At 39.5% G+C, this 18,645-nt stretch carries 20 protein-coding genes and 1 pseudogene; 8 read left to right on the forward strand and 13 right to left on the reverse strand.

All coding sequences use genetic code 11. From position 1 onward, the window contains the following. Positions 1-109: 109 nt before the first annotated feature. The 6 genes from CRI9333_RS01465 to CRI9333_RS01485 all read right to left on the reverse strand — a co-directional run bounded on the left by CRI9333_RS01465 (position 110) and on the right by CRI9333_RS01485 (position 5,389). The gene (locus CRI9333_RS01465) at positions 110-1,507 is read right to left on the reverse strand and encodes a WG repeat-containing protein (protein ID WP_051035322.1); all 1,398 of its coding nucleotides are present in this window, start codon (positions 1,505-1,507) and stop codon (positions 110-112) included. 427 nt (positions 1,508-1,934) lie between these two features. Next, positions 1,935-2,756 (reverse strand): DUF3747 domain-containing protein, encoded by an 822-nt coding sequence (locus CRI9333_RS24595; protein WP_015201427.1) that lies wholly within the window; start codon positions 2,754-2,756, stop codon positions 1,935-1,937. Positions 2,757-3,407: 651 nt separating this feature from the next. Next, positions 3,408-3,647, reverse strand: a complete 240-nt coding sequence (locus tag CRI9333_RS27165; RefSeq protein ID WP_198013599.1) for a hypothetical protein — start codon at positions 3,645-3,647, stop codon at positions 3,408-3,410. A gap of 492 nt (positions 3,648-4,139) precedes the next feature. Continuing rightward, a complete protein-coding gene (locus CRI9333_RS01480; RefSeq protein WP_015201429.1) occupies positions 4,140-4,388 on the reverse strand; it encodes an ankyrin repeat domain-containing protein in 249 nt (82 codons plus the stop codon). Between the two features lie 396 nt (positions 4,389-4,784). Next, positions 4,785-4,973, reverse strand: a complete 189-nt coding sequence (locus CRI9333_RS26375) for a hypothetical protein (RefSeq protein WP_015201430.1) — start codon at positions 4,971-4,973, stop codon at positions 4,785-4,787. A gap of 167 nt (positions 4,974-5,140) precedes the next feature. Continuing rightward, positions 5,141-5,389, reverse strand: a complete 249-nt coding sequence (locus tag CRI9333_RS01485; RefSeq protein WP_041225825.1) for a hypothetical protein — start codon at positions 5,387-5,389, stop codon at positions 5,141-5,143. A 56-nt stretch (positions 5,390-5,445) separates the two neighbouring features. Between CRI9333_RS01485 and CRI9333_RS28220 the strand changes: the two are divergent. Continuing rightward, positions 5,446-5,631, forward strand: a pseudogene (locus CRI9333_RS28220) (hypothetical protein); the annotation flags it as partial. Positions 5,632-6,131: 500 nt separating this feature from the next. Here the strand turns inward: CRI9333_RS28220 and CRI9333_RS26385 are convergent. Further along, positions 6,132-6,296, reverse strand: a complete 165-nt coding sequence (locus CRI9333_RS26385) for a hypothetical protein (protein ID WP_157462224.1) — start codon at positions 6,294-6,296, stop codon at positions 6,132-6,134. Between the two features lie 324 nt (positions 6,297-6,620). Between CRI9333_RS26385 and CRI9333_RS01500 the strand changes: the two genes are divergently transcribed. Together CRI9333_RS01500 and CRI9333_RS01505 are read left to right on the forward strand one after the other, a co-directional pair. Continuing rightward, entirely contained in the window at positions 6,621-7,244 is a 624-nt protein-coding gene (locus CRI9333_RS01500; RefSeq protein ID WP_015201433.1) for a hypothetical protein, read from the forward strand. A gap of 479 nt (positions 7,245-7,723) precedes the next feature. Then, the gene (locus CRI9333_RS01505) at positions 7,724-8,701 is read left to right on the forward strand and encodes a leucine-rich repeat domain-containing protein (RefSeq protein WP_232229372.1); all 978 of its coding nucleotides are present in this window, start codon (positions 7,724-7,726) and stop codon (positions 8,699-8,701) included. A gap of 144 nt (positions 8,702-8,845) precedes the next feature. On the opposite strand, the gene CRI9333_RS01510 is transcribed toward CRI9333_RS01505, so the two are convergent. Together CRI9333_RS01510 and CRI9333_RS01515 are read right to left on the reverse strand one after the other, a co-directional pair. Beyond that, the gene (locus CRI9333_RS01510; protein WP_015201435.1) at positions 8,846-9,310 is read right to left on the reverse strand and encodes a hypothetical protein; all 465 of its coding nucleotides are present in this window, start codon (positions 9,308-9,310) and stop codon (positions 8,846-8,848) included. Between the two features lie 320 nt (positions 9,311-9,630). After that, the gene (locus tag CRI9333_RS01515; RefSeq protein WP_041225827.1) at positions 9,631-10,380 is read right to left on the reverse strand and encodes a DM9 repeat-containing protein; all 750 of its coding nucleotides are present in this window, start codon (positions 10,378-10,380) and stop codon (positions 9,631-9,633) included. A 424-nt stretch (positions 10,381-10,804) separates the two neighbouring features. On the opposite strand from CRI9333_RS01515, the gene CRI9333_RS01520 reads away from it, so the two are divergent. Both CRI9333_RS01520 and CRI9333_RS01525 read left to right on the forward strand, forming a co-directional pair. After that, positions 10,805-11,575, forward strand: coding sequence for a prohibitin family protein (locus tag CRI9333_RS01520; RefSeq protein ID WP_015201437.1), 771 nt, complete (start codon positions 10,805-10,807; stop codon positions 11,573-11,575). A gap of 228 nt (positions 11,576-11,803) precedes the next feature. Next, a complete protein-coding gene (locus CRI9333_RS01525; RefSeq protein ID WP_015201438.1) occupies positions 11,804-12,505 on the forward strand; it encodes a hypothetical protein in 702 nt (233 codons plus the stop codon). Positions 12,506-12,733: 228 nt separating this feature from the next. On the opposite strand, the gene CRI9333_RS01530 is transcribed toward CRI9333_RS01525, so the two are convergent. From CRI9333_RS01530 to CRI9333_RS27175, 3 genes are all read right to left on the reverse strand, one after another. Beyond that, the gene (locus CRI9333_RS01530; protein WP_015201439.1) at positions 12,734-14,404 is read right to left on the reverse strand and encodes a DNA repair helicase XPB; all 1,671 of its coding nucleotides are present in this window, start codon (positions 14,402-14,404) and stop codon (positions 12,734-12,736) included. Positions 14,405-14,415: 11 nt separating this feature from the next. Then, positions 14,416-16,284, reverse strand: coding sequence for a helicase-associated domain-containing protein (locus tag CRI9333_RS01535; protein WP_015201440.1), 1,869 nt, complete (start codon positions 16,282-16,284; stop codon positions 14,416-14,418). Positions 16,285-16,355: 71 nt separating this feature from the next. After that, positions 16,356-16,493: a hypothetical protein gene (locus CRI9333_RS27175; protein WP_198013711.1), complete on the reverse strand. Its 138-nt coding sequence runs from the start codon at positions 16,491-16,493 to the stop codon at positions 16,356-16,358. A gap of 373 nt (positions 16,494-16,866) precedes the next feature. Here CRI9333_RS27175 and CRI9333_RS01540 point away from each other — a divergent pair, with 373 nt between their 5' ends. The 3 genes from CRI9333_RS01540 to CRI9333_RS26390 all read left to right on the forward strand — a co-directional run bounded on the left by CRI9333_RS01540 (position 16,867) and on the right by CRI9333_RS26390 (position 17,650). Then, positions 16,867-17,208, forward strand: a complete 342-nt coding sequence (locus CRI9333_RS01540) for a hypothetical protein (protein ID WP_015201441.1) — start codon at positions 16,867-16,869, stop codon at positions 17,206-17,208. Further along, the gene (locus CRI9333_RS01545; protein ID WP_015201442.1) at positions 17,205-17,393 is read left to right on the forward strand and encodes a hypothetical protein; all 189 of its coding nucleotides are present in this window, start codon (positions 17,205-17,207) and stop codon (positions 17,391-17,393) included. The genes CRI9333_RS01540 and CRI9333_RS01545 overlap by 4 nt, the downstream gene beginning before the upstream one ends. Positions 17,394-17,494: 101 nt before the next feature. Beyond that, complete coding sequence (locus CRI9333_RS26390; protein ID WP_015201443.1) at positions 17,495-17,650, forward strand: hypothetical protein; 156 nt, start codon at positions 17,495-17,497, stop codon at positions 17,648-17,650. A 61-nt stretch (positions 17,651-17,711) separates the two neighbouring features. Here CRI9333_RS26390 and CRI9333_RS01550 read toward each other — a convergent pair whose 3' ends face one another. Further along, positions 17,712-18,608, reverse strand: coding sequence for a phosphodiester glycosidase family protein (locus CRI9333_RS01550; protein ID WP_015201444.1), 897 nt, complete (start codon positions 18,606-18,608; stop codon positions 17,712-17,714). Between the last annotated feature and the right edge of the window lie 37 nt (positions 18,609-18,645).

Genomic DNA, 18,645 nt, shown 5'->3' on the forward strand with positions numbered 1-18,645 from the left:
ACGCACATCACTCTTTGCAGTAAAGAGTGCGTTAATTTTGAGTTTGTATTCAAGAAACTGAATAAGTCAAATCTTGGATGAGGTGAAGGCTATACTTGTTGACTTGACATCACTTATTGTTTTTAGAAACAACAAGTGTGAAAGTGTCGTTACCCTGAACCTCTACCAAGCTGATAGTATATTTACCACCAAAAGTTTTTGAATTCTCTCCCCTCTGGATACTTAACGAATAAAGTACTAAAGTAACATTTTCCAATTCTTGACCATCTTTCATAATCTTGACTAAAATTATTAATTCTCCTTCCCTGATACACTGGAATTTCGGGGGGCATAAAGAATTTTGTACGCTTATAACTTCTATTTGCAACTGCTCAGATTCTAAAATAGCGGACTGTTTTCTTTTTATTTGAAACGGTTCGTTTAAAGTAGCCAAAATAATTTTGTTAGACTGCCAAACTACCCTGCCTGTCTTATCTATATAGCCCGACTCAGAACCAACTTTTATTTGTGCTAGCCCGTCCTTAAAGTCTTCAACCGAATCGAAAGTCGGCTTGATCACAATTTGCCCTGTCTTATCTATAAAGCCCCACTTAGAGCCAACTATTATTCGTGCTAGTCCGTCCTTGAAGTTGAAAGCCCTACCCAGAGTCGGTGTGATAACTACTTGTCCTAACTTGTTAATAAAGCTGTACTTATCGCCTTCCTGTATTACTGCCAGCCCTTCGTGGAATTCCCTAACATCACGAAAAGTCGGTTTGATAACTACTTGCCCTAATTTGTTGATAAAGCCGTACACACCGTTAACCTTTATTCGTGCCAGTCCTTCATTGAAGAAATAAACGTCGCTAAAAGTCGGTTTAATGACAATTTGCCCTGAGTTGTTGATAAAGCCATACTTATAGCCAATTCGTATCGCTCTTAGCCCTTCATTAAAGTAACCAGCACCTTCAAACATCGGTTTGCCGACTACCTGCCCTGATTTGTTGATGTAGCCATACTTATTGCCAACCTTTATTGTTGCCAGCCCTGACTCAAATTCCCTAGCATCATCAAAAGTCGGTTTGATGACAATTTTCCCTAACTTATTGATATAGCCAAACTTACCGTTAACCTTTATTGCTGCCAACCCTTCTTTGAATTCTCTAGCACCACCAAAAGTCGGTTGAATAACTATTTGCCCCGTCTTGCCAATAAACCCGTACTTATAGCCAACTTTTATTGGTGCCAGCCCTTGGGAAAAGTTCTCCACGCCATCAAACATCGGTTTGCCGATTACCTGCCCTGATTTGTTGATGTAGCCATACTTATTGCCAACCTTTATTGTTGCCAGTCCTTCCTTGAAGTCACCAATATAATCAAACCTCGGTTCAACAACTACCTGCCCTGACTTGTCAATCAGACCCCACTTATCGTCCTGCACAATAGGAAACAGCGTTTTGGGAGCGATATTTTCACTAACTGTTGAACTGACAATTTGCGGCTCGTTAGTACTAGCTGATGCTGGCATTGATAGCTGACCACACGCGCCATTCAATCCTAAAATGAAGAGGAATATAAATATTTTTGGATATTTCAATCTACTTGAAAGCAATATGTTGATCATTATCCTTACTTAATAAATTTTGTTAAAATAACTTCAGTTACAGCAGCTTGGCACGGGTAAGTTGTTACTCTACGGTATACTTCATCAGACTAAAAGCAGTTTACGCAAACTTATAAATTTGGGGATGCAGTTCACTTCTCTCACTTCTGACAAACCAAGAGTTAGGGCGGTCGCCAAGAGCTTTGTATGGGACAGGCGGAAGGAAGGTTAATTTTACACTCTTCTTACAGTATTACCATCGCACAACAAAAAATTGGAAAATCCCACCCTTAAAAGATCGGGGTAGGATACTGAATTGACCATAATAAAAAATTCACTCTTTTACTATCAATTATCTACTTGCTACAGAATCAGTGGTGAGATAAATGTGTCCTAAAGCTTTACCGTTGTAAGTACGTTTTGCTAACCGCCAATTAGAATCTAAATTGATTTTAGTGAATCCTTGACCAATACCATTGCTTCTGCCAAGTTCAATCGGTTGAGCAGAAAAATCTCTTGATTTCGTGCCTAGCAACACCAGTTGATTACCACGTTGTACAACATCGAAATTATACTGCGCCCCTAAATCAACACCTGCTTGCCGCATTGAATAACCGTTACTATCAGTAAATCGTCCACAAATGCCTGTAAAGTCAAAGTCTAATAATAATGGCTTAACTGAACTGGCACTTTCAGCCCAACACGCTCTTTTATTAGATAATTGCTGCAAAATCACCAGTTGATAACGATTTCCACTTAAAGGTGCAGCCGTAAGGATAAATTGATTCTGAGTAACTTCTTGTTGACCAAACAAGGAAGAACCCGCAGGTCTGGGTGTGGTAACTGGTGAATCGTTATTGGTTTTAGGAACTGGTGGGAGATTGATGGGGTTGACAGCAATGGGTTTAACAGTTGGTTTCTTAGCTACAACGGGTTTTTTAGCTGTAACGCGCTTCTTGGCTGTAACTCGCTTTTTAGTTGCAACGCGCTTTTTAGAAGCAGTCTTGGCATAGCTTGGTGCAGTAAGTACGAAGCTATCCATCACCATACTGCCAGTTACGCCGAGTAATAATGCTGAAGCGACAACAACTTTAAGAGGTAGTTTAGTAACAATGGATTTAACAGAATTAACGATAGAAGAGAAGGTATTATTAGTAGCGTCTGTAAGTTTCATTTTTTTTGGGGAATAACTGAACTCGATTGATTTCAGTATTTCCTGACTACCTCAACTCGTGAGGTGAGTAGTTACCACTTTCTGTATGCGTCTACCACTCAGTTCTTTTAAATCTGAGTTTTTGGTTAAAAGTAGGTATTTAATAGTGGTCAGTTAGACAAGTGACTTTTTGAGATGGCGAGGGTTGACCCTGATTCAATTTCCATAACTTTTAAAGTCTTTGACCTACCTTACTTTTATCTTGTTCCACCCCCTACCCTTTTTTATGAAGACCTGATCGCTTGTGATCGCCATGATGGAGTACGCGTAGTCTCCACGATTTATCAAGCTTTTACCAGCAATTGATAATAGGACAAGTGCAGTACAGGGTGTAGCAGTGCAGTTAAAACAGTTATTAAGTTCGGTACAAGGTACAACAGTAAATACAATATGCAGCAAGGATAGTACTTTTCGATAAGCACCGCGCTAGTGGTGCTTTGTGCTAGATATTTACTAATATTTATTAATAGTGAAAATTGAAAAAGGAACTTACACCAGTTTTTTCGCTCTTAATTAAAATTATAGATTCTGGAGGTAGAGAATGTTTGACTTTAATTATCGTTGGGATTTTTGCAGATATCTATGAAACACGACCGCAGAACGCATTATTAATCAAAAAATAAATTTTTCCACAAACCATCCAGACCAAATTCCTGCAACTCCAATAAATGTAAGAACAACAGCAGCTTGGGATGGAGAAATAGCTTGTAGTAAAGTTTTGTGCGCTGGAAAAGTGATACAAACTAGACTGCTTAACCAGGCAGGAAATAAAGCAAAAGTAATATCAACAGGGGGTAAAAACAAAGCTAAATTTTGAAACAATCTCGGCGAATTAAAAATCCAATAGTACATTAGTATAATTGAAATTAACCAGGACTGTCGCAAAATAATTGCCGATATTCTTGGAACAATTCTAGAAAGAGCAAGTGGAAACAGGCAGAAAATAGTACAACTAATCAATGTAGCCGTTGGCACAAGAATCCAAATTCCAATAGGTAATAATCTAATTCCTACAATAAATATTATTATAGTTATCATTAAGAGTAACTCTATTAACAATTTTAAAAAACCACCGCAGACTCCGGTGGGTTGAAGGTTGAAAATTCTATTTTCGACTGGATTTAAGTCTGTAGTTGACCAGATCAGGAAAATAAAAATTACTATTACCCAGGAAGGTGCGGATAGAACTGCAAGCAACCATCCCCAAGGAAGATAGATGAGCCATACCCTTACTAAATACCAAAAAATTTCGCTTCGTTGAGTAGGTTGTCTTCTTTCTCGCATATAAAGGTAGATGGCAATAATTAGGTATTTTATAAATTTGCTAAAAGTTACATCACAGTTTTACTTAGTATCACTGTGACGCTTAAGGAGTGCTTGAATATCTTGATTAGATGTTGTTTCCCGTGGTGTTTTGCCCTCAGTATTCTTAGCTTTGGGATTTGCACCATGAGCTAGCAGCAATTTGAGCGTTTCCTTTTTGCCACTTCTTGCTGCTGCGTGCAAAAGAGTATTGCCCGTCCAATAATTAAAGATCTTGACAACAATAGCAACGGTGGTAATTCCCAATAAGGATAAGTTTTTCTTTTGCATAAAAATAGTTTTATAATGGTAAGTTGCGTTGCTACCCTGCGCTATACTTCATCAGACTAAAAGCCGTTTACGGAAAATTATAAAATTTGGTATTTAGTTCAGTTATTTCACTTCTTATAACTAGATAGTTAGGGCTATCGCCCTAGCTTTTTTGGGGATAGGCGGAAAGGAATCAATATGTAGTAGAAAAGTAGTAATATTGTTAACTAAAGATTATTAGAACATGGGCGATAGCCCATTATGTTGTTAAAAATAGGGGAAAACGGGGTCTATTTTTACCCCATTCATAAGTATTCCCAACTGTTTCCCATGTTCCTAACTATTTTTAGTATTATTATCTATAAATCAACATGACATTGCATCGTTAATCTTAGGACGGAGCCTGAGTCAGGTTAATTATTGGTCATTTTGGGACTGAGAACTTTGAGACAGTTCGGAGTAGGTATCGTATTTATGATGAACTCTTGCCAGTTTACTATTGATGACACTAAGCTTTCGTTTCAGTAGCTTAGGTGCTAGTTCGAGCCAGATATAAGAGCTAAACGGCTTGGTATCTGTTTTTTTAGTAGATTTATTAGAATTCATTATTTTAATAAAATTTAATATTCAATCATTCCCTCAATTTCTCAAACAGCCTCATACTAAAGCATCATTCTTTAGACAGGTAGTTGAAGATAGTTAATATTTAGTTAATATTTGCTGCCAGTTGTGGATACCAACAGTTTCCACTGGTACGAGTTCAACGAATCAAGCTATAAATAGTCACTACTTTGAGGAGCGTGTAAAAAACCTTGCTCTCTAGCAATACGAAACAATTTATCAGCTTCAAAAGTTGAAGCTGATGTGCGATCGCACCCTGCTAATAACATTCCAGCTAAATTGTTTGATGCGACTCCATAACCTTGTAAAGATGACTTCTTGTACCAGTTAATAGCTTCAAGGTGTACTAAAACAGAGAATAAAGATTCAACCACCACAGCCAGAAACACAGAAAGTGCCAATGTGCGGCTCCTGTGGCAGTAGTGAAATTGTCGCCTATGACTGTGAAGAAATGGTGATGGATAAAGGAAGACCTGTTGTAAGCTGGAACGTTGAGAATAAGATTGGTAGAGTCCTTAAAAATTATTCAAGAGATTTAAGCGATGCCGAATGGTTAATTATTCAGCCTCTTTTACCTAAACCAAAGGGATTTGGGCATCCCGTGAAAGTGGATTTACCAGAAATCTTCAAAGGTATAAATTATTAAATATTTTAATGTTTCTATAATGAACAAAAACTCATTTTGCAACGACATGCCCATAAATATAAGCTGGTAATTTTATAAATGCCAGTGAAAAATTATCATTCATTTTTCATTATACGCAGGAAAAACTAAAAAGATATATAGCAATATCCCCTTCTGTCACTCTCCGAAAAATTTTACAATTTCTAAATTCTGTAACTGTTACCTGGAAAGCGATTGCTCAGTTATTTTTTAATAGCAATCCCAACGAGATGACCAAAGCACAAAATTTGCACTACAAATACCTCAATCAATTGATATTGCGTCTCTTTAAAACTTTTTATTAATAGGAAAACTCGGAGAGCGATATACATAATTAATACTCTAAAAAAGTCATCCAGCAATCTAGCATCTGTTAATATCTCTGTATAGATGCAGTATTCTTTATAATCGCTTGACGTATACACTATATAGTCTTCATCTGAGAGAATAGTGCTACATTTTTGGAGCTAAATAAAAACTTATTTTTTCTTGTAAAAATATTTTTCAAGTTCAGCTTCTTCATAAGACCCTCCGCTAGAAGTATTATCACTCAATTCTCTTAATATTAAAACTCTCCCTCTACCTAGTCTTTTTTCAGAAAATACCTCAATTATTTCATAAAGTGTATCAGATTCTTTACGCATATAAATATCACCTATACGGGGTTTTTGATTTATTAATGAACAAGAAGTTAGTAAAATACAGCTTGAAATCAGAACTGAAAAGCTATGTTTTTTCCACATAAAAATTGTCATTCTAGATGAAAACTATAAAATTTGTTAAAAATATTTTAGTATAATTTGATATTTTTTTAGATTTTCTTAATTTAATTTTATACACACTTAGTAAACTATTGATATAGATAATGATACTAGACTAGACATGGAAGGAGCTTGCTGAATTAGAGATTTTACACATTTGAGCTTACACGGCTCCTCCTTTTCTTATCCCGAACTCAGGTTAATTAAATGCTAGTTAGACAGCGCTTATTCAAACTTTCATTACTTAGTGGAGTAGCATTGACCAGTGCGGTTTTATCGGTTACCTTGACTCATCGCTCGGCACTCGCGTGTGGAGGTTCAGCATTAGATCCAGGTTGGGGCGATTGCTACATCAGAGAACAGCAACAGCAATACCAACAAGAAATCATTAATGAAAATATCCGTCAGCAAAATAGACCTGAAGCAGTACGCGAGTCGAATGAGGCGATCGCTGAAGTTCAGAGCATTGCTGCAACTGTTTCCAAGCGAGAAACAGCGGATCAGTTGATCGCTGAAGCCCAAAATGAAAAACGCGCTCAAACAAATTTACCTTCTTTCTGCGCTCCCGATGAATACAAAGCTTTCTTTGAGAAGTTTGTTTGGGGTAAAGACGAACAAGGAAAAGATATTCGAGCAAGATATACTGCCGATCGCATTAGTGCAGACACTTTCCGAGTCGATTATATCAAGGCGCAGTACAAGTATACGGGAAATGAGACAGGCACAGAATCAGAAGAAGTGGTGCAAACTTTTGGAAGTCCTGCAGCTTACATTTTTCAGCACCGGAATGGCTGTTGGAGACTGACCCAGAAACTACGATCGGTAAACTAAGAGGATGTTTTAGAAGTGATGAGCAACTTAGCGACTCGGCAAGGTGGGTAACTTTAAAGAGGGTGGAATTGGCTTGATGCGGGGTCTCGTAAACCTGGGAGATTTGGGAAGTGTTCGTTTGATCGCTGAAGCTTTTTGAGATTGATTTAGCGATCAATATAGCTTGGCAATTTGCTCTAATTGACTATTTCGCACTTCCGCAGGGGGTATGATCGATGGCAATCCACTGATAGGATGGCTAAACTTGTTCCTTGTAAGCTGCATGAGTGTGATCGTATATCACAGACCGAAATCCACATATCGTGCCAATAATCATATAGCTAATAAATTTTGACTGACTATTTGATTAAAACATCAGAGATATTGCTGCAACTTAAACTAAAAGCTTTTTGATTATGAAATTTTTGTTGTTTTCAAGCTGGCTATTGATCACCTTGTTTTCCCATCCATCAGTAACCTTGGCAACAGATTTGTCAGCAATGAAGAGCTTTGAAGACTGGTGTAATCGACGAAATTCTCTGCCCTTAGAAACCCAACAAACCATTAACTATCTATTGGAAGCGGCTGGTACTCCCTATTGTCGATCAGCGGATACTGCTCTTAAGCAGCGCACCGAGATCCTTACTTCTAGCCCTAATTCCTCCAACATTAGCGACCTAAGACCATTTTCTAGCTTGACAAATCTGCGGAAACTTAGTTTATTTAGCCACAAAATTACCGATCTGACACCAATTGCAAATCTCCCAAATCTGGAAGTACTGGTCATTCACAGCAACGCCCTAACTGACCTCACTCCCATTGCTAGCCTCAATAATTTGACCGATCTCGGACTAATAGGGCGCAACATCACGGATATTCGTCCTTTCGCCAACCTGACTCAGTTACAAAAATTTACTCTGTGGTATAGTTCAATCCAAAATATCGATGCTTTAAAGGATCTCATCCAATTAACGGAAGTCAGTTTCATTAATACTCAAATTTCTGACCTTAGCTCCTTAGCTAATCTAAAAACTTTGGCTATTCTGGAAGTAAATTCTAGCAAGGTTAAGAATATTCAACCCTTATCAGGTTTAAGCAATTTAAGAAGACTCGAACTTCAGAATAATCAAATTACTAATATTAAAGCGATCGCTAGTTTGACCAATTTAAAAAGTTTAAAGCTGAACCGCAATCAGATTTGGGATCTCCGTTCTCTATCCAATCTCAAGAAACTGGTAAGTATTAGCCTCAGTCACAATCAAATTGTCGATGTCACGCCTCTAGCAGCTTTGACCGATTTAGAGACGATTAGTTTACAAAACAACCGTATTACCAGTATTCAATCTTTGGCGAGCCTAAAGAAACTAGAGAGGTTAGTGGTTTCCCAAAATCCGATCAAGAATCGGGTATGTCCAGTCAATCCCCTAAGTATCTGTTCTTTCGAGAACTCACCATCAGATGATTTGTTGGAACTATGATTAAGGGAATGGAAGTTATATTTCCATTCCCTTTTCAGTAGTGATCAAGATCGCAAAGGTTTTGTGTATTGGTTTAGAGTTCCAAATCCGAAGAATTGGGCAGCATTCACACTCATTGGTGAAGCTCAATAATCAGTAGTAAAGCTAACAATACGCAACAAACATCGAGTTCTTCAACTTAAGCCACTCTCGCACCGCAGCACTGTTTTTCGAGGTGATCGGTTTTGAAATCCTTCGAGAGTAACGACTGTAGAAAACTGCATCCGCAAGACGTTCCTTTAAAGCTTCATCATCGTTGTTAAATGACCAGTCTGGAATCTCACAAGGATTACGATTAGGAGCAATTTTTTGATACCGTAGCCCTCTTTGATCAATCACAACCCGAATCGCTTGCCACTCCCGAATATAGCCACGCTCATTGGTTTGCAGTTTACGCCGACTTAATTCAGGATGCAAATTACCAAACAACCAATCTGTCACACTGTTGACTGATTGTTCGCGCGTTTCCGCACTAGCAATCTGCGCCTGACCTCCAAATAACGTTAGTGCGATCGCACTCGTAATCAGTAGCTTTGACATAGACTGAAACAGAAGACCTTTACGCTGCATGAGAAAATCTCCAATCTAATTAACCTGAGTTCGGGATAAGAAAAGGAGGAGCCCTGTAAGCTCAAATGTGTAAAATCTCTATTCTCTTTTGAAGCGGTTGCTGGACGTAAACCCACACCGGAGTTAGTTGCTCAATTCCTCAGTATGGATAGGTTTGATGCGATCGCGCTGGTGTTGCGGTATAAACAGCACGTGATGGAGAAGGGGCTTGCCGAAAACACTGTCAACCGCAGATTAGCAGCAATTAGAAGCTTGGTCAACTACGCTAGGACTGTGGGCAAATGCGATTGGACGCTGGCAGATGTCAAATGGGTTCTATATTATTTGAGCGGTCGAGAATTACAGACTGAAGCCTCTCTTGTGCCTTCTTCAAGCGGCTCGTCTGTAGCAGGGTAGCACTGTCGGCTTAATTCGACCGCTCCTTTAAGTTCTTTGACACCCTGAATGTAAAGAATGTCATAGTTAGATTGTGCCACTTCGATACCGCGCCATCCGATCAGGCATTGACTTCCCACAATTCTGCCTGGATGTAGCCCTGCTTTGTAGGCGGCTCGGCAAGTGTTGAATTTTTGCGCCGAGTCTCCACCACTTGCGAATGCCAAACCATGTAAAGGATGAAAGCCCTCGCCTTTGATCGAATCCCATCTAACGATTTCACTAGGCACGTTCACGAGAACTTGAGAAATTTTTTGGTGACGCTCAACTCCGTTGACGCTGATCGAGCACGAGCCATTGACATATTTACCAGGATAAATCGTTCCTTCGTGAATTGCTCGACAAAGATATAAAGAAGTCGCGGGTGTTTTTGCAATCACATGACCGTCTTCTTCCGTAACAAAAGCATCATAACCAACTTTCAAGGCATTTTTAGGTAATTCTCCTCGTGTCACAACCCAAGCAGGGCGGGAAATAAGTTTGTTGATATTTGGGTTAATGCGAACCGAGTCTGAAATGTGCCAAATCTGGCTTACCTGAGTTACACCAGGGTTTGCTTGGGCGCAGGCAGCAAATGCGGCAACAAAAAGGGTACTTGCAACTGAAGCCGGAAGAAGTGAAGATAGTCGTTTCATGATGTCAAGATCTTGAACTGGATCGGTAGCTACAAATTCCGCCTTCAGATTTCGGAGGCTAGACCTCTCCACCCGGTAGTTAAGTGCTTATTTTTGTTACAAAACTGTAGGCATTAAAAACATTTCTTAATATCGTGTTTTATCCAAGCACATATCCTATTTTAGCGCAATAATATCGTCGTTAATATATGACCTATAGGTTGGTTCAATTTTAGTAATAACTGTATTTTGTAAATGCTAGAACTAAATCCCTCCGAACCAAGTAAATTAATAGTATTAATTTACTGCTATATCTAAAACTCCCGACTGTGATAGCGCACTTCGCGCTCGTCGAGCTTCGCTGTAGCTTCTAAGCTTATTTTTCAAATCTTGTAAAAATAAAATGCTATTTTAGCAATATATTGCTTTATATTCTATAAAAGTTATGTACGGATTAATCAGTGCTATTGCTGTTGGATTAGTAATCATTTTTTGTAGCATCACTACTGTTAACTCTGGTCAGTTAGGTATTAAATCTACATTCGGTGTAGTAGTTCCAACACCACTACAACCAGGTCTGCACTTAATTACACCCTTGGTCTCACGAGTGGATAGGTTATCTGTGCAAACTGTGGCGATTCCTGAAGAGTTCTCGTCTTTAACAAGAGATTCACAGAAGATGAAAGTAACAGCGACTACAACGTTGCGGCTCAACCCAAGAAATGCTTCGGAAGCTTATGCTAACGTAGGTCGCTCTAATCAGATAATTATCAATACCATTTTGCAGCCTGCTCTACACGCTGCTGTCAAACAGGTCATTAGTCAGTATGACATGACTTACATCATCGAGAACCAAGGTGAAATTAGTAAGGCAATTGTTGATCAACTCAATAACAATCTTGGTACAAGTTCTTATGTTGATCTCTTAAAAGTAGACGTTACCGGATTTGTGTTAGATGAAAATGTCCAACAAGCAATTGAGCAAAAGCAGATTGCTAAACAGGAACTAGAAAGGAAAGAGACAGAACTGCAAACAGCCAAGCTTGAGGCACAACGGTTACAAAGTTTACAGACATCCCTCACGCCACAAATACTAATGAATAAGGCTATAGAAAAGTGGGACGGACACTCGTTAACTGCCCCTACAAGTAACAGCAGCCTAAACACCTTTGTGCAAGCCCAAAAGGAAGCCAAGTCAGACACGACATCAAAATAAGATAAAAACTTCAAGAGTAAGTTTTACTTATTAAAGATTTACTTTTTGATTTAGTTGAGTACAATTTCCAAAATTCTTGCGTGTGTGATAGCGCTAGCGCGCTCGCAGAGCTTCGCACTTTTTGTGATGTTTTAGTTAAGTATGAATATTAGTTTCGTTTATAGCTAGCATCTGCTTAACAAACAATTAAACTGAGCGTGAGAATTAATAATTTATTTGAGGACACGTATGAAAATAAGAAAATACTTGCAAATAATTATTATTTCTAATGTTTTAGCATTATTAACGATAAATGTTAAATTTGCTCAAGCCAATCCCCTAAAGTGTTATCAACAAGCACTGCCTACTTTTGCTAATTCTTATACGGATGATTTAGTAACATGGATGTGCCAAGGTGCTACAAATACTATACCAGCGCAATGTTTTAGAGCAGCGCTTCCTACATTTTATGATGACCAAGTTGCTAAACGAGCAGCTATGGTATGCAAACAAGCTAAATCTATAGCACCAGGACAATGCTTTATTCAAGCTATTGGTACTTTTTACAATTTTGCGTCAGTCGAGCGGGGTTTTAAGTTATGTAGTCCCAATCAGACAGCATCAAATACTAATCCTTATTCTAAAAATATTTATGGTGCTTGGGCTGTAAAAAGCAGGAGGTGGAATGGTATCTTACGAATGCGAGGGAACTCTGGGAACATGGTACTGGTTTCTGGCGCAGGTGCTGCTGTGGAACAAAAGATGACTCTTAATGTCAATCCTGAAGGGGGATATATTCTGAATGGAGAAGTTTTAACAAAGTATACAAACGAAGAATACGAGGCTGATAATTTTTACATTGAACGATTTTCTCAAGATTCATTCTCTATAAGAAATTGCGATCACAGTGGAGAATGCTATTCCGCAAGTCTAGTTTATTTAGGCAAGTAAAATTAGCAATGTAATATGGAATTTTAATTTAGCTTTCTAGTTGATATTTCCGTTAACAAGTATGCTATGGGTGTATTAGTTGTTTATTTAGGTTTAGTAATTGGTTGTTTAGTTATAACTTTCAACACAATATTTTTTGAAATTGATTAAAAGTCATTGTTGAACTAATTTACCTAAGTAAGAATGTTTTTCGACTTCGCCAACAGCATCACTAATGAATATAAAGTCTCAGGTGAGTATTTGAATTTGGTAACTATAACCCTGTTCTGCTAGGAATAGCTGGCGATGACGAGCAAAATCTTCTTCACACGTCCTCTGAGAAACCAAGGTGTAGAATTGAGCACTATGACCATCGTTTTTGGGGCGAAGAATCCGTCCTAGTCTCTGCGCCTCTTCCTGCCTTGAGCCATATTTACCAGACACTTGAATCAGTACATCGGCATCTGGCAGATCTAAGGCAAAATTCCCAACGCGCGAGAGGATCAATCCACTAATACTACCATCGCGAAATTGTTCATACAGGCGATCGCGTTCAATTTGTGAAGTTTTTCCAGTGATAATAGGTAGTCCTGTGAGTGCCGCAATCTGTTTGAGTTGATCTAAATATTCACCAATAATCAAGATTCGGTGTCCAATTTGTTGATGCAACAAAGATTGAACAACCATCAACTTACGCGGATTTTCAGCGGCAATGCGAAACTGATGACGTTTCTCTGCTAGAGCATATTCCATCTGGCGCTCAGAATCTTGAGGTACGCGAATTTCAGTACATTCTGCTGCTGCAATGAATCCTTGCCCTTCCAGTTCGCGCCAAGGGACATCATAGCGTTTGGGGCCGATCAGCGCGAAGACATCTCCTTCTCTACCGTCTTCTCGAATTAAAGTTGCAGTTAATCCCAGGCGGCGGCGGGCTTGTAGTTCGGCAGTAATACGAAAAATAGGTGCAGGCAACAAGTGAACTTCATCGTAAATAATTAAGCCCCAGGAGCGAGCGTTAAACAATTGAAAATGCGGAAACTCCCCGGTTTTACTCTTGCGGTAGCTGATAATTTGGTAAGTTGCCAGTGTGACAGGTGCAGTTTGTTTGCTTTCGCCACTATATTCGGCGATCGCATCCTCCGGTAATGTGGTTTTATCCAGCAACTCCCGTCGCCATTGCCGTACCGAAGTTAAACTACTGGTGAGTACCAACGTATTTGACTGCACGGCGGCGATCGCCGCCAGTCCCACCATAGTTTTTCCAGATCCACAGGGCAGCACGATCGTACCACTGCCACCATGAACTCGTCCTGCCTGGTAGAATACCTCAACCGCTTCTTTCTGATAGTCTCGCAATTGAAAGGGTGTACCTGTGAGGCAATTGGAGCGTAACTGGATCGCCAAGGCATCGCCTTCTGTATAACCTGCTAAATCTTCGGCAGGATAACCCGCTGCTAATAATGCTTGTTTAAGTACACCTCGATGGGCAGCATTAACCTGAAAAACCAGTGGCAAGAGGCGTTCACCAAGAAATTTTGAAACGCCCTCATTGCGGCTGAGTAACTCTGCTAGGGCTAAATCTGCCATCTTTAGCAACAGATATCCGTCGCCTCGCTCAATCACAGTCAGCCCATAACGGCTACCCAATGAAGAAATTTCTTGTGCGATCGCATCAGGCATGGGATATTTGGCATATTCTCGCAATGCGTCGATCATCCCAGTTACTGCCATTCCCGCCGCTCGTGCGTTCCAGATGCTCAAAGGCGAAACTTGATAAGTGTGGATATGTTCTGGACTTTTAACTAATTCAGCAAAGGGTGCGATCGCAGAGCGGGCAGCGTCGGCACGAGGTGAATGCACTTCTAGCAGCACTGAGCGATCACTTTGGATAATTAGAGCATTTTCTGGAATATAGCTCATAAAAATTTCATCTAAACGGGAAGGCTGTAACCTAACTTCTTCAAGGCATTACGAAACTTGGTTTCAGTTTCAATTGGTACAACTAAATAACAAGCAAGTCCTGCATTCATCGCTTGAGGTTGGTCAGCTAAAAAACAATATGCTTTGGTGCGAGAGTCGTTAGCAATTAATGTAGCCAGTGCCGTGTCAGTGCAGCGAATTAAGCGAGCAGAACCTAAATCCTGCAAACTGGTCGTTCGTACTTCTAAATCTGCCAGAAACTGTGCCACGGGTTGCGGTAAGGCTTCGCTACTATTGGCTATTAAGAATTGTCGCAGTTCATCCACACTTCGTCCCTGAGAAATCGCATCCAGCAATTTACTTGGCTCTAATTGCCAGACTGAATCGGAAATCGGCTGCAAAAAATTATCCAGCAATAAGCGATCGGCGCGAGTCAGTTGTTGCACTGCGACTACTTCTAAATTCGCCAGCACTCGTAAAACTTGTTTCTGGGGTAAGGTTACAGGTATGTAGCGATCGCTCAAACCCAAGAAATATGACCCTAATGGAGTTAGTCGAAAATAAGTTAAACCATCATAGCGACTTAAACATGGTTGATAAAAGAAATCCAGATGCACATCTTTTTCAAAGTTGAAAATAGCATCATCAGGGTGTATATAAGCTACATCTACTAATCCCAGAGTAGAGACATACTCGAAGAAAAAACAAAGAATATATCGTGCTTCTAAAATTAGAAAATCAGAGTCATCCAGCGACCCATATCCTGAGATTGTTAAACTATCAGGATTTCTGCTAACTTCAAACTCATAGCCTGCTGCAATTATGTAGCGAAAAAAGTCAAATACTTCTATCCATTGCCCAGGCGGACAATCTTTGAGGGCTTCAACAATCTTACTACGTCGTCCAGCAACGGCGGTTAGGTTGCGTTTACCTTTACCTGTTTGCCCTTTAACACTATCAATCCGTCGCAATTCATCCAGCAACGTATTTTTTAACCAGTTTTTCCAAAGTGTTTGCAGCGTCTTTTCGGCTGGCTCATTCAATGCTTTCTGCCCTGCTTTGGTCAATGCTAAACGCTTGCCACTTAATTCTACTAATTTACCTACTTGCAATAGCATGATCCAGGCAAATGCTTTGATATTTCCAATTGGGTAATCATACTGCCAACCTCCAGGCGATTGAGTTTCCGTCCACTCGCTATAGTAGTCTCCTTCCTCCAGTACCTCTGCAATCGCTGTTAAGGAGGCACCAGTAGGATAAAAAGTCTTTTCACTAATGCTTACTTTGCCCAAATCTACCAATCGCAGGACAGTTTGCAGATCTCGTCGTGCAACTTGCTCTGTTGCTCGTGAATGCAGTGGTAGTTCAATCGGGTTTGTTTGCCGTTTACGAGTAGTAAAATCGTAGGTTCTTTGAGTGCGTAGGAGTGTGGCTGGTAAGCTTTCGACACTTTGAATCCGCGTCGGTTCTGGTGCAGGTACAAATGTTTTCAGTTGCGCTTTCAAATCAGCAGGCATTGTATAAGTGTAGAAAAACAATGCCAGAACTGAAGGCTTGTAACTGTAGGAATAGCTCTCACCTGTTCCCCAAGTCGGTTCTTTGCCATACTTACTCACAAAACGTGCGGGCTGATAGCGATCGTCTGGAGAATGCACTACTTCCGAAATCACCGCTTGTTGAGTAGAATCGCATTGTAACCACAGGCTTTGAAGATACTCACCCTGTAATTGCCGCTCAATATAGCTTACCAATTCGGCTTTGCGCGTCGGAATTTTCCCGCCAGACAAGAGATTTGCCAATGCCTTCAATTGATCTACTATGAGATTATTGAGTGCTTCTAGTAAGGTAGGAATGCGCTCAGGTTGAGAGTAGTATCCCATGAAAAACTATCCTTGAGATTTTAGACGGTAGCTTTTTGGGTTTGTGGTTTGAAAACGCAGAAAAGCTTGTTTTAAAACTGTGGGTGCAATGTTTTGGCATCGCAGACCACGATCGCATTAATCAGCGATCGCCCCGCAGGTACTAAAATCTTACCACTAGCTGAATTGGCTCTGCCCTTCCTTCTCAAAACAAAAAAGACCGTCACCACATTTTTGACTGTGCATTAATTACACAAAAATTGTTAGTTGTTTTTTTACCTGATTGCGATACTCATCTTTGCTAATTTTCACTCTGTATTTCCTGTTCAATTTTCTATAGATTATTTGAAAAGTTGCTAACCTAAAACCTGAATTTATGTTAAATTAAATATCTAAAAGAGCAGCAAATCACCCTAATAACTTACTGATGTTTGTTTAAATTTGGGGCGATTGCAGATGCTTATCTAAGAATTAATTACTATCCTACTCTTCTAAAAATGCTATCTTTATTAATGTAATTAACGGGAGTAAATAAAATATATATTTTTGATAATGCTATAATTTAAAATAGTTATTTTTAAAAAGTATTTATTTAGAAACTGCATGGCAAGACTACCAGAAGAAATAATTATCAGGATCTTTAATTTACAACAACAGCTATTAGAACGCATTGATGAAGCGACAGCTACAGAATTTACCCTAATGGAGATATTTGGTGAAACAGAAGCAACAATTGATTACCTCGATCAGTTGCAAAATGCCAGGGAAAGAGCAGATATGTACTATTCACGCTTATTCACCGCATTAAGACAAATTTATCCCGCACAACCAGTAGCTACTCGTGATAACCTAGAATTACTTGTACGCTTTCTTGCTGAGGCTGAAGCGACAGTAGATGCAATCGGCGCAACTGTTGCCGAAATTAGAAGAGACTTCAACTTATGATCGCAAATCAACCAAAAATTCCCGACCCGCAAACAAGAGCAAGTCATATTGCTAAGTTGCGCGAACTTAATAAACGTATGGATAAGCATATCCTCGATTTAGATGAGTTGAATTCTCAGCTAGAAATTGACTTGTTAGAACAACGTAAAAAGATTTATACGTTGCGTCAAACACCTCACGCTTAAAGCCTACATTCCGTACTTCAATTTGTATTATGGTAGAGTGAATTACTAACCTGGGTGCTATCACCAGAAAAATTGACTTTAACTGTCCTTCCCTATCAAAGATGAGGGATAGTAGAGTTGAGCTTTTTGAGGCTAACCTAGACTTGTTAGAGTCTATGGAATCAGCATTTACAGGCATTGAGGCAGTTTACTGTCATGCCGCGTCAATTGATTCCAGTAAACCAGGCTCTTTATATGTACAAGTAAGTCATTGGTAATCCAGAGTGGATTACAACTACTAGAGCTTCAGAATTATCAAAGAATTTCAGCGGACTATCCTTAAAATTTCAAACAGTAGGCATTATAAATATGGTCGGAAGATACTCGACCTGTAGTTTGAAAACGCAGAAAAGCTTGTTTTAAAGCTGTGGGTGCGGGGTGTTTGGCATCGTAGACAACGATTACATTAGTTAGCGATCGCCCCGCAGGTACTAAAATTTTACCACTATCTGCTAATGCTCTAGATGCTCCGCCATCTAAATTCATTGCTTCATAACACCCAATTGCTTTCATTAGTTTTGCTTCTGTTTGTAAGGATAAATCCTGGTTGAAATTTACCAAAAATAGCTTTTTCCCATCAGCGGAATAACCAATTGCTGTCCGCGCAGCTACTCCTAGAACGTGACTATCTTTGAATCCTTCCACTTGAGGATTTAGCCAAATTTTCCCTTGTTTAATTAATCTTGGGCCACAAGTAATCGAAAACCAGTGTTTGTCCCATTCCGGTTTGCCATCAACTCTAGCTGTAATCATTTCTGGTCGATTACCAGTACGTAAACCTAATGTTGTTCCAAAGTTCTCCCACTGACTGTATTTAAGGAATTTACCACCCGCCACCATATTCCCCATCACAGTTTTTTGGTTATTTTTGGCAAAAAACGTTCCGGTTGTGACTACCGCACCTCTAGAACGAGCAACCATATTGGAAAAAGGTTCATCACCCTTAGATAGTTGCATCGTATTAGCTTGATTAGCGTTATTAGCTAAACCGATAGTGATAAAAGTTTGAGGGTCAGTCAGGTCAATAGTAGTTTGATATAATGAGACACCCGCAATAGTACGTCTGGTTAGTTGTACAGGTTGAGCAACTGCTGGTAATGCTAAAGTTAAACTTTTAGCTATTGCCATTCCCCCTAAAAACAAAAAAGACCGTCGCCACATTTTTTGATTTTGCATCAATTACACCTAAATTAATTAGTTATTCTATTTTAAG

This window comes from Crinalium epipsammum PCC 9333 (assembly GCF_000317495.1).
In the GTDB taxonomy this organism is placed as follows: domain Bacteria; phylum Cyanobacteriota; class Cyanobacteriia; order Cyanobacteriales; family PCC-9333; genus Crinalium; species Crinalium epipsammum.

Coding starts and splice junctions, on each gene's coding strand:
- CRI9333_RS01535 (WP_015201440.1), bottom strand. CDS start 16,284: ATGGGATACTACTCTCAACCTGAGCGCATTCCTACCTTACTAGAAGCA.
- CRI9333_RS01540 (WP_015201441.1), top strand. CDS start 16,867: ATGGCAAGACTACCAGAAGAAATAATTATCAGGATCTTTAATTTACAA.
- CRI9333_RS01520 (WP_015201437.1), top strand. CDS start 10,805: ATGTACGGATTAATCAGTGCTATTGCTGTTGGATTAGTAATCATTTTT.
- CRI9333_RS24595 (WP_015201427.1), bottom strand. CDS start 2,756: ATGAAACTTACAGACGCTACTAATAATACCTTCTCTTCTATCGTTAAT.
- CRI9333_RS01530 (WP_015201439.1), bottom strand. CDS start 14,404: ATGAGCTATATTCCAGAAAATGCTCTAATTATCCAAAGTGATCGCTCA.
- CRI9333_RS01550 (WP_015201444.1), bottom strand. CDS start 18,608: ATGCAAAATCAAAAAATGTGGCGACGGTCTTTTTTGTTTTTAGGGGGA.
- CRI9333_RS01525 (WP_015201438.1), top strand. CDS start 11,804: ATGAAAATAAGAAAATACTTGCAAATAATTATTATTTCTAATGTTTTA.
- CRI9333_RS26390 (WP_015201443.1), top strand. CDS start 17,495: ATGAGGGATAGTAGAGTTGAGCTTTTTGAGGCTAACCTAGACTTGTTA.
- CRI9333_RS01510 (WP_015201435.1), bottom strand. CDS start 9,310: ATGCAGCGTAAAGGTCTTCTGTTTCAGTCTATGTCAAAGCTACTGATT.
- CRI9333_RS27165 (WP_198013599.1), bottom strand. CDS start 3,647: ATGTACTATTGGATTTTTAATTCGCCGAGATTGTTTCAAAATTTAGCT.
- CRI9333_RS26375 (WP_015201430.1), bottom strand. CDS start 4,973: ATGAATTCTAATAAATCTACTAAAAAAACAGATACCAAGCCGTTTAGC.
- CRI9333_RS01465 (WP_051035322.1), bottom strand. CDS start 1,507: ATGCCAGCATCAGCTAGTACTAACGAGCCGCAAATTGTCAGTTCAACA.
- CRI9333_RS26385 (WP_157462224.1), bottom strand. CDS start 6,296: ATGCGTAAAGAATCTGATACACTTTATGAAATAATTGAGGTATTTTCT.
- CRI9333_RS01505 (WP_232229372.1), top strand. CDS start 7,724: ATGAAGAGCTTTGAAGACTGGTGTAATCGACGAAATTCTCTGCCCTTA.
- CRI9333_RS01515 (WP_041225827.1), bottom strand. CDS start 10,380: ATGAAACGACTATCTTCACTTCTTCCGGCTTCAGTTGCAAGTACCCTT.
- CRI9333_RS01480 (WP_015201429.1), bottom strand. CDS start 4,388: ATGCAAAAGAAAAACTTATCCTTATTGGGAATTACCACCGTTGCTATT.
- CRI9333_RS01500 (WP_015201433.1), top strand. CDS start 6,621: ATGCTAGTTAGACAGCGCTTATTCAAACTTTCATTACTTAGTGGAGTA.
- CRI9333_RS01545 (WP_015201442.1), top strand. CDS start 17,205: ATGATCGCAAATCAACCAAAAATTCCCGACCCGCAAACAAGAGCAAGT.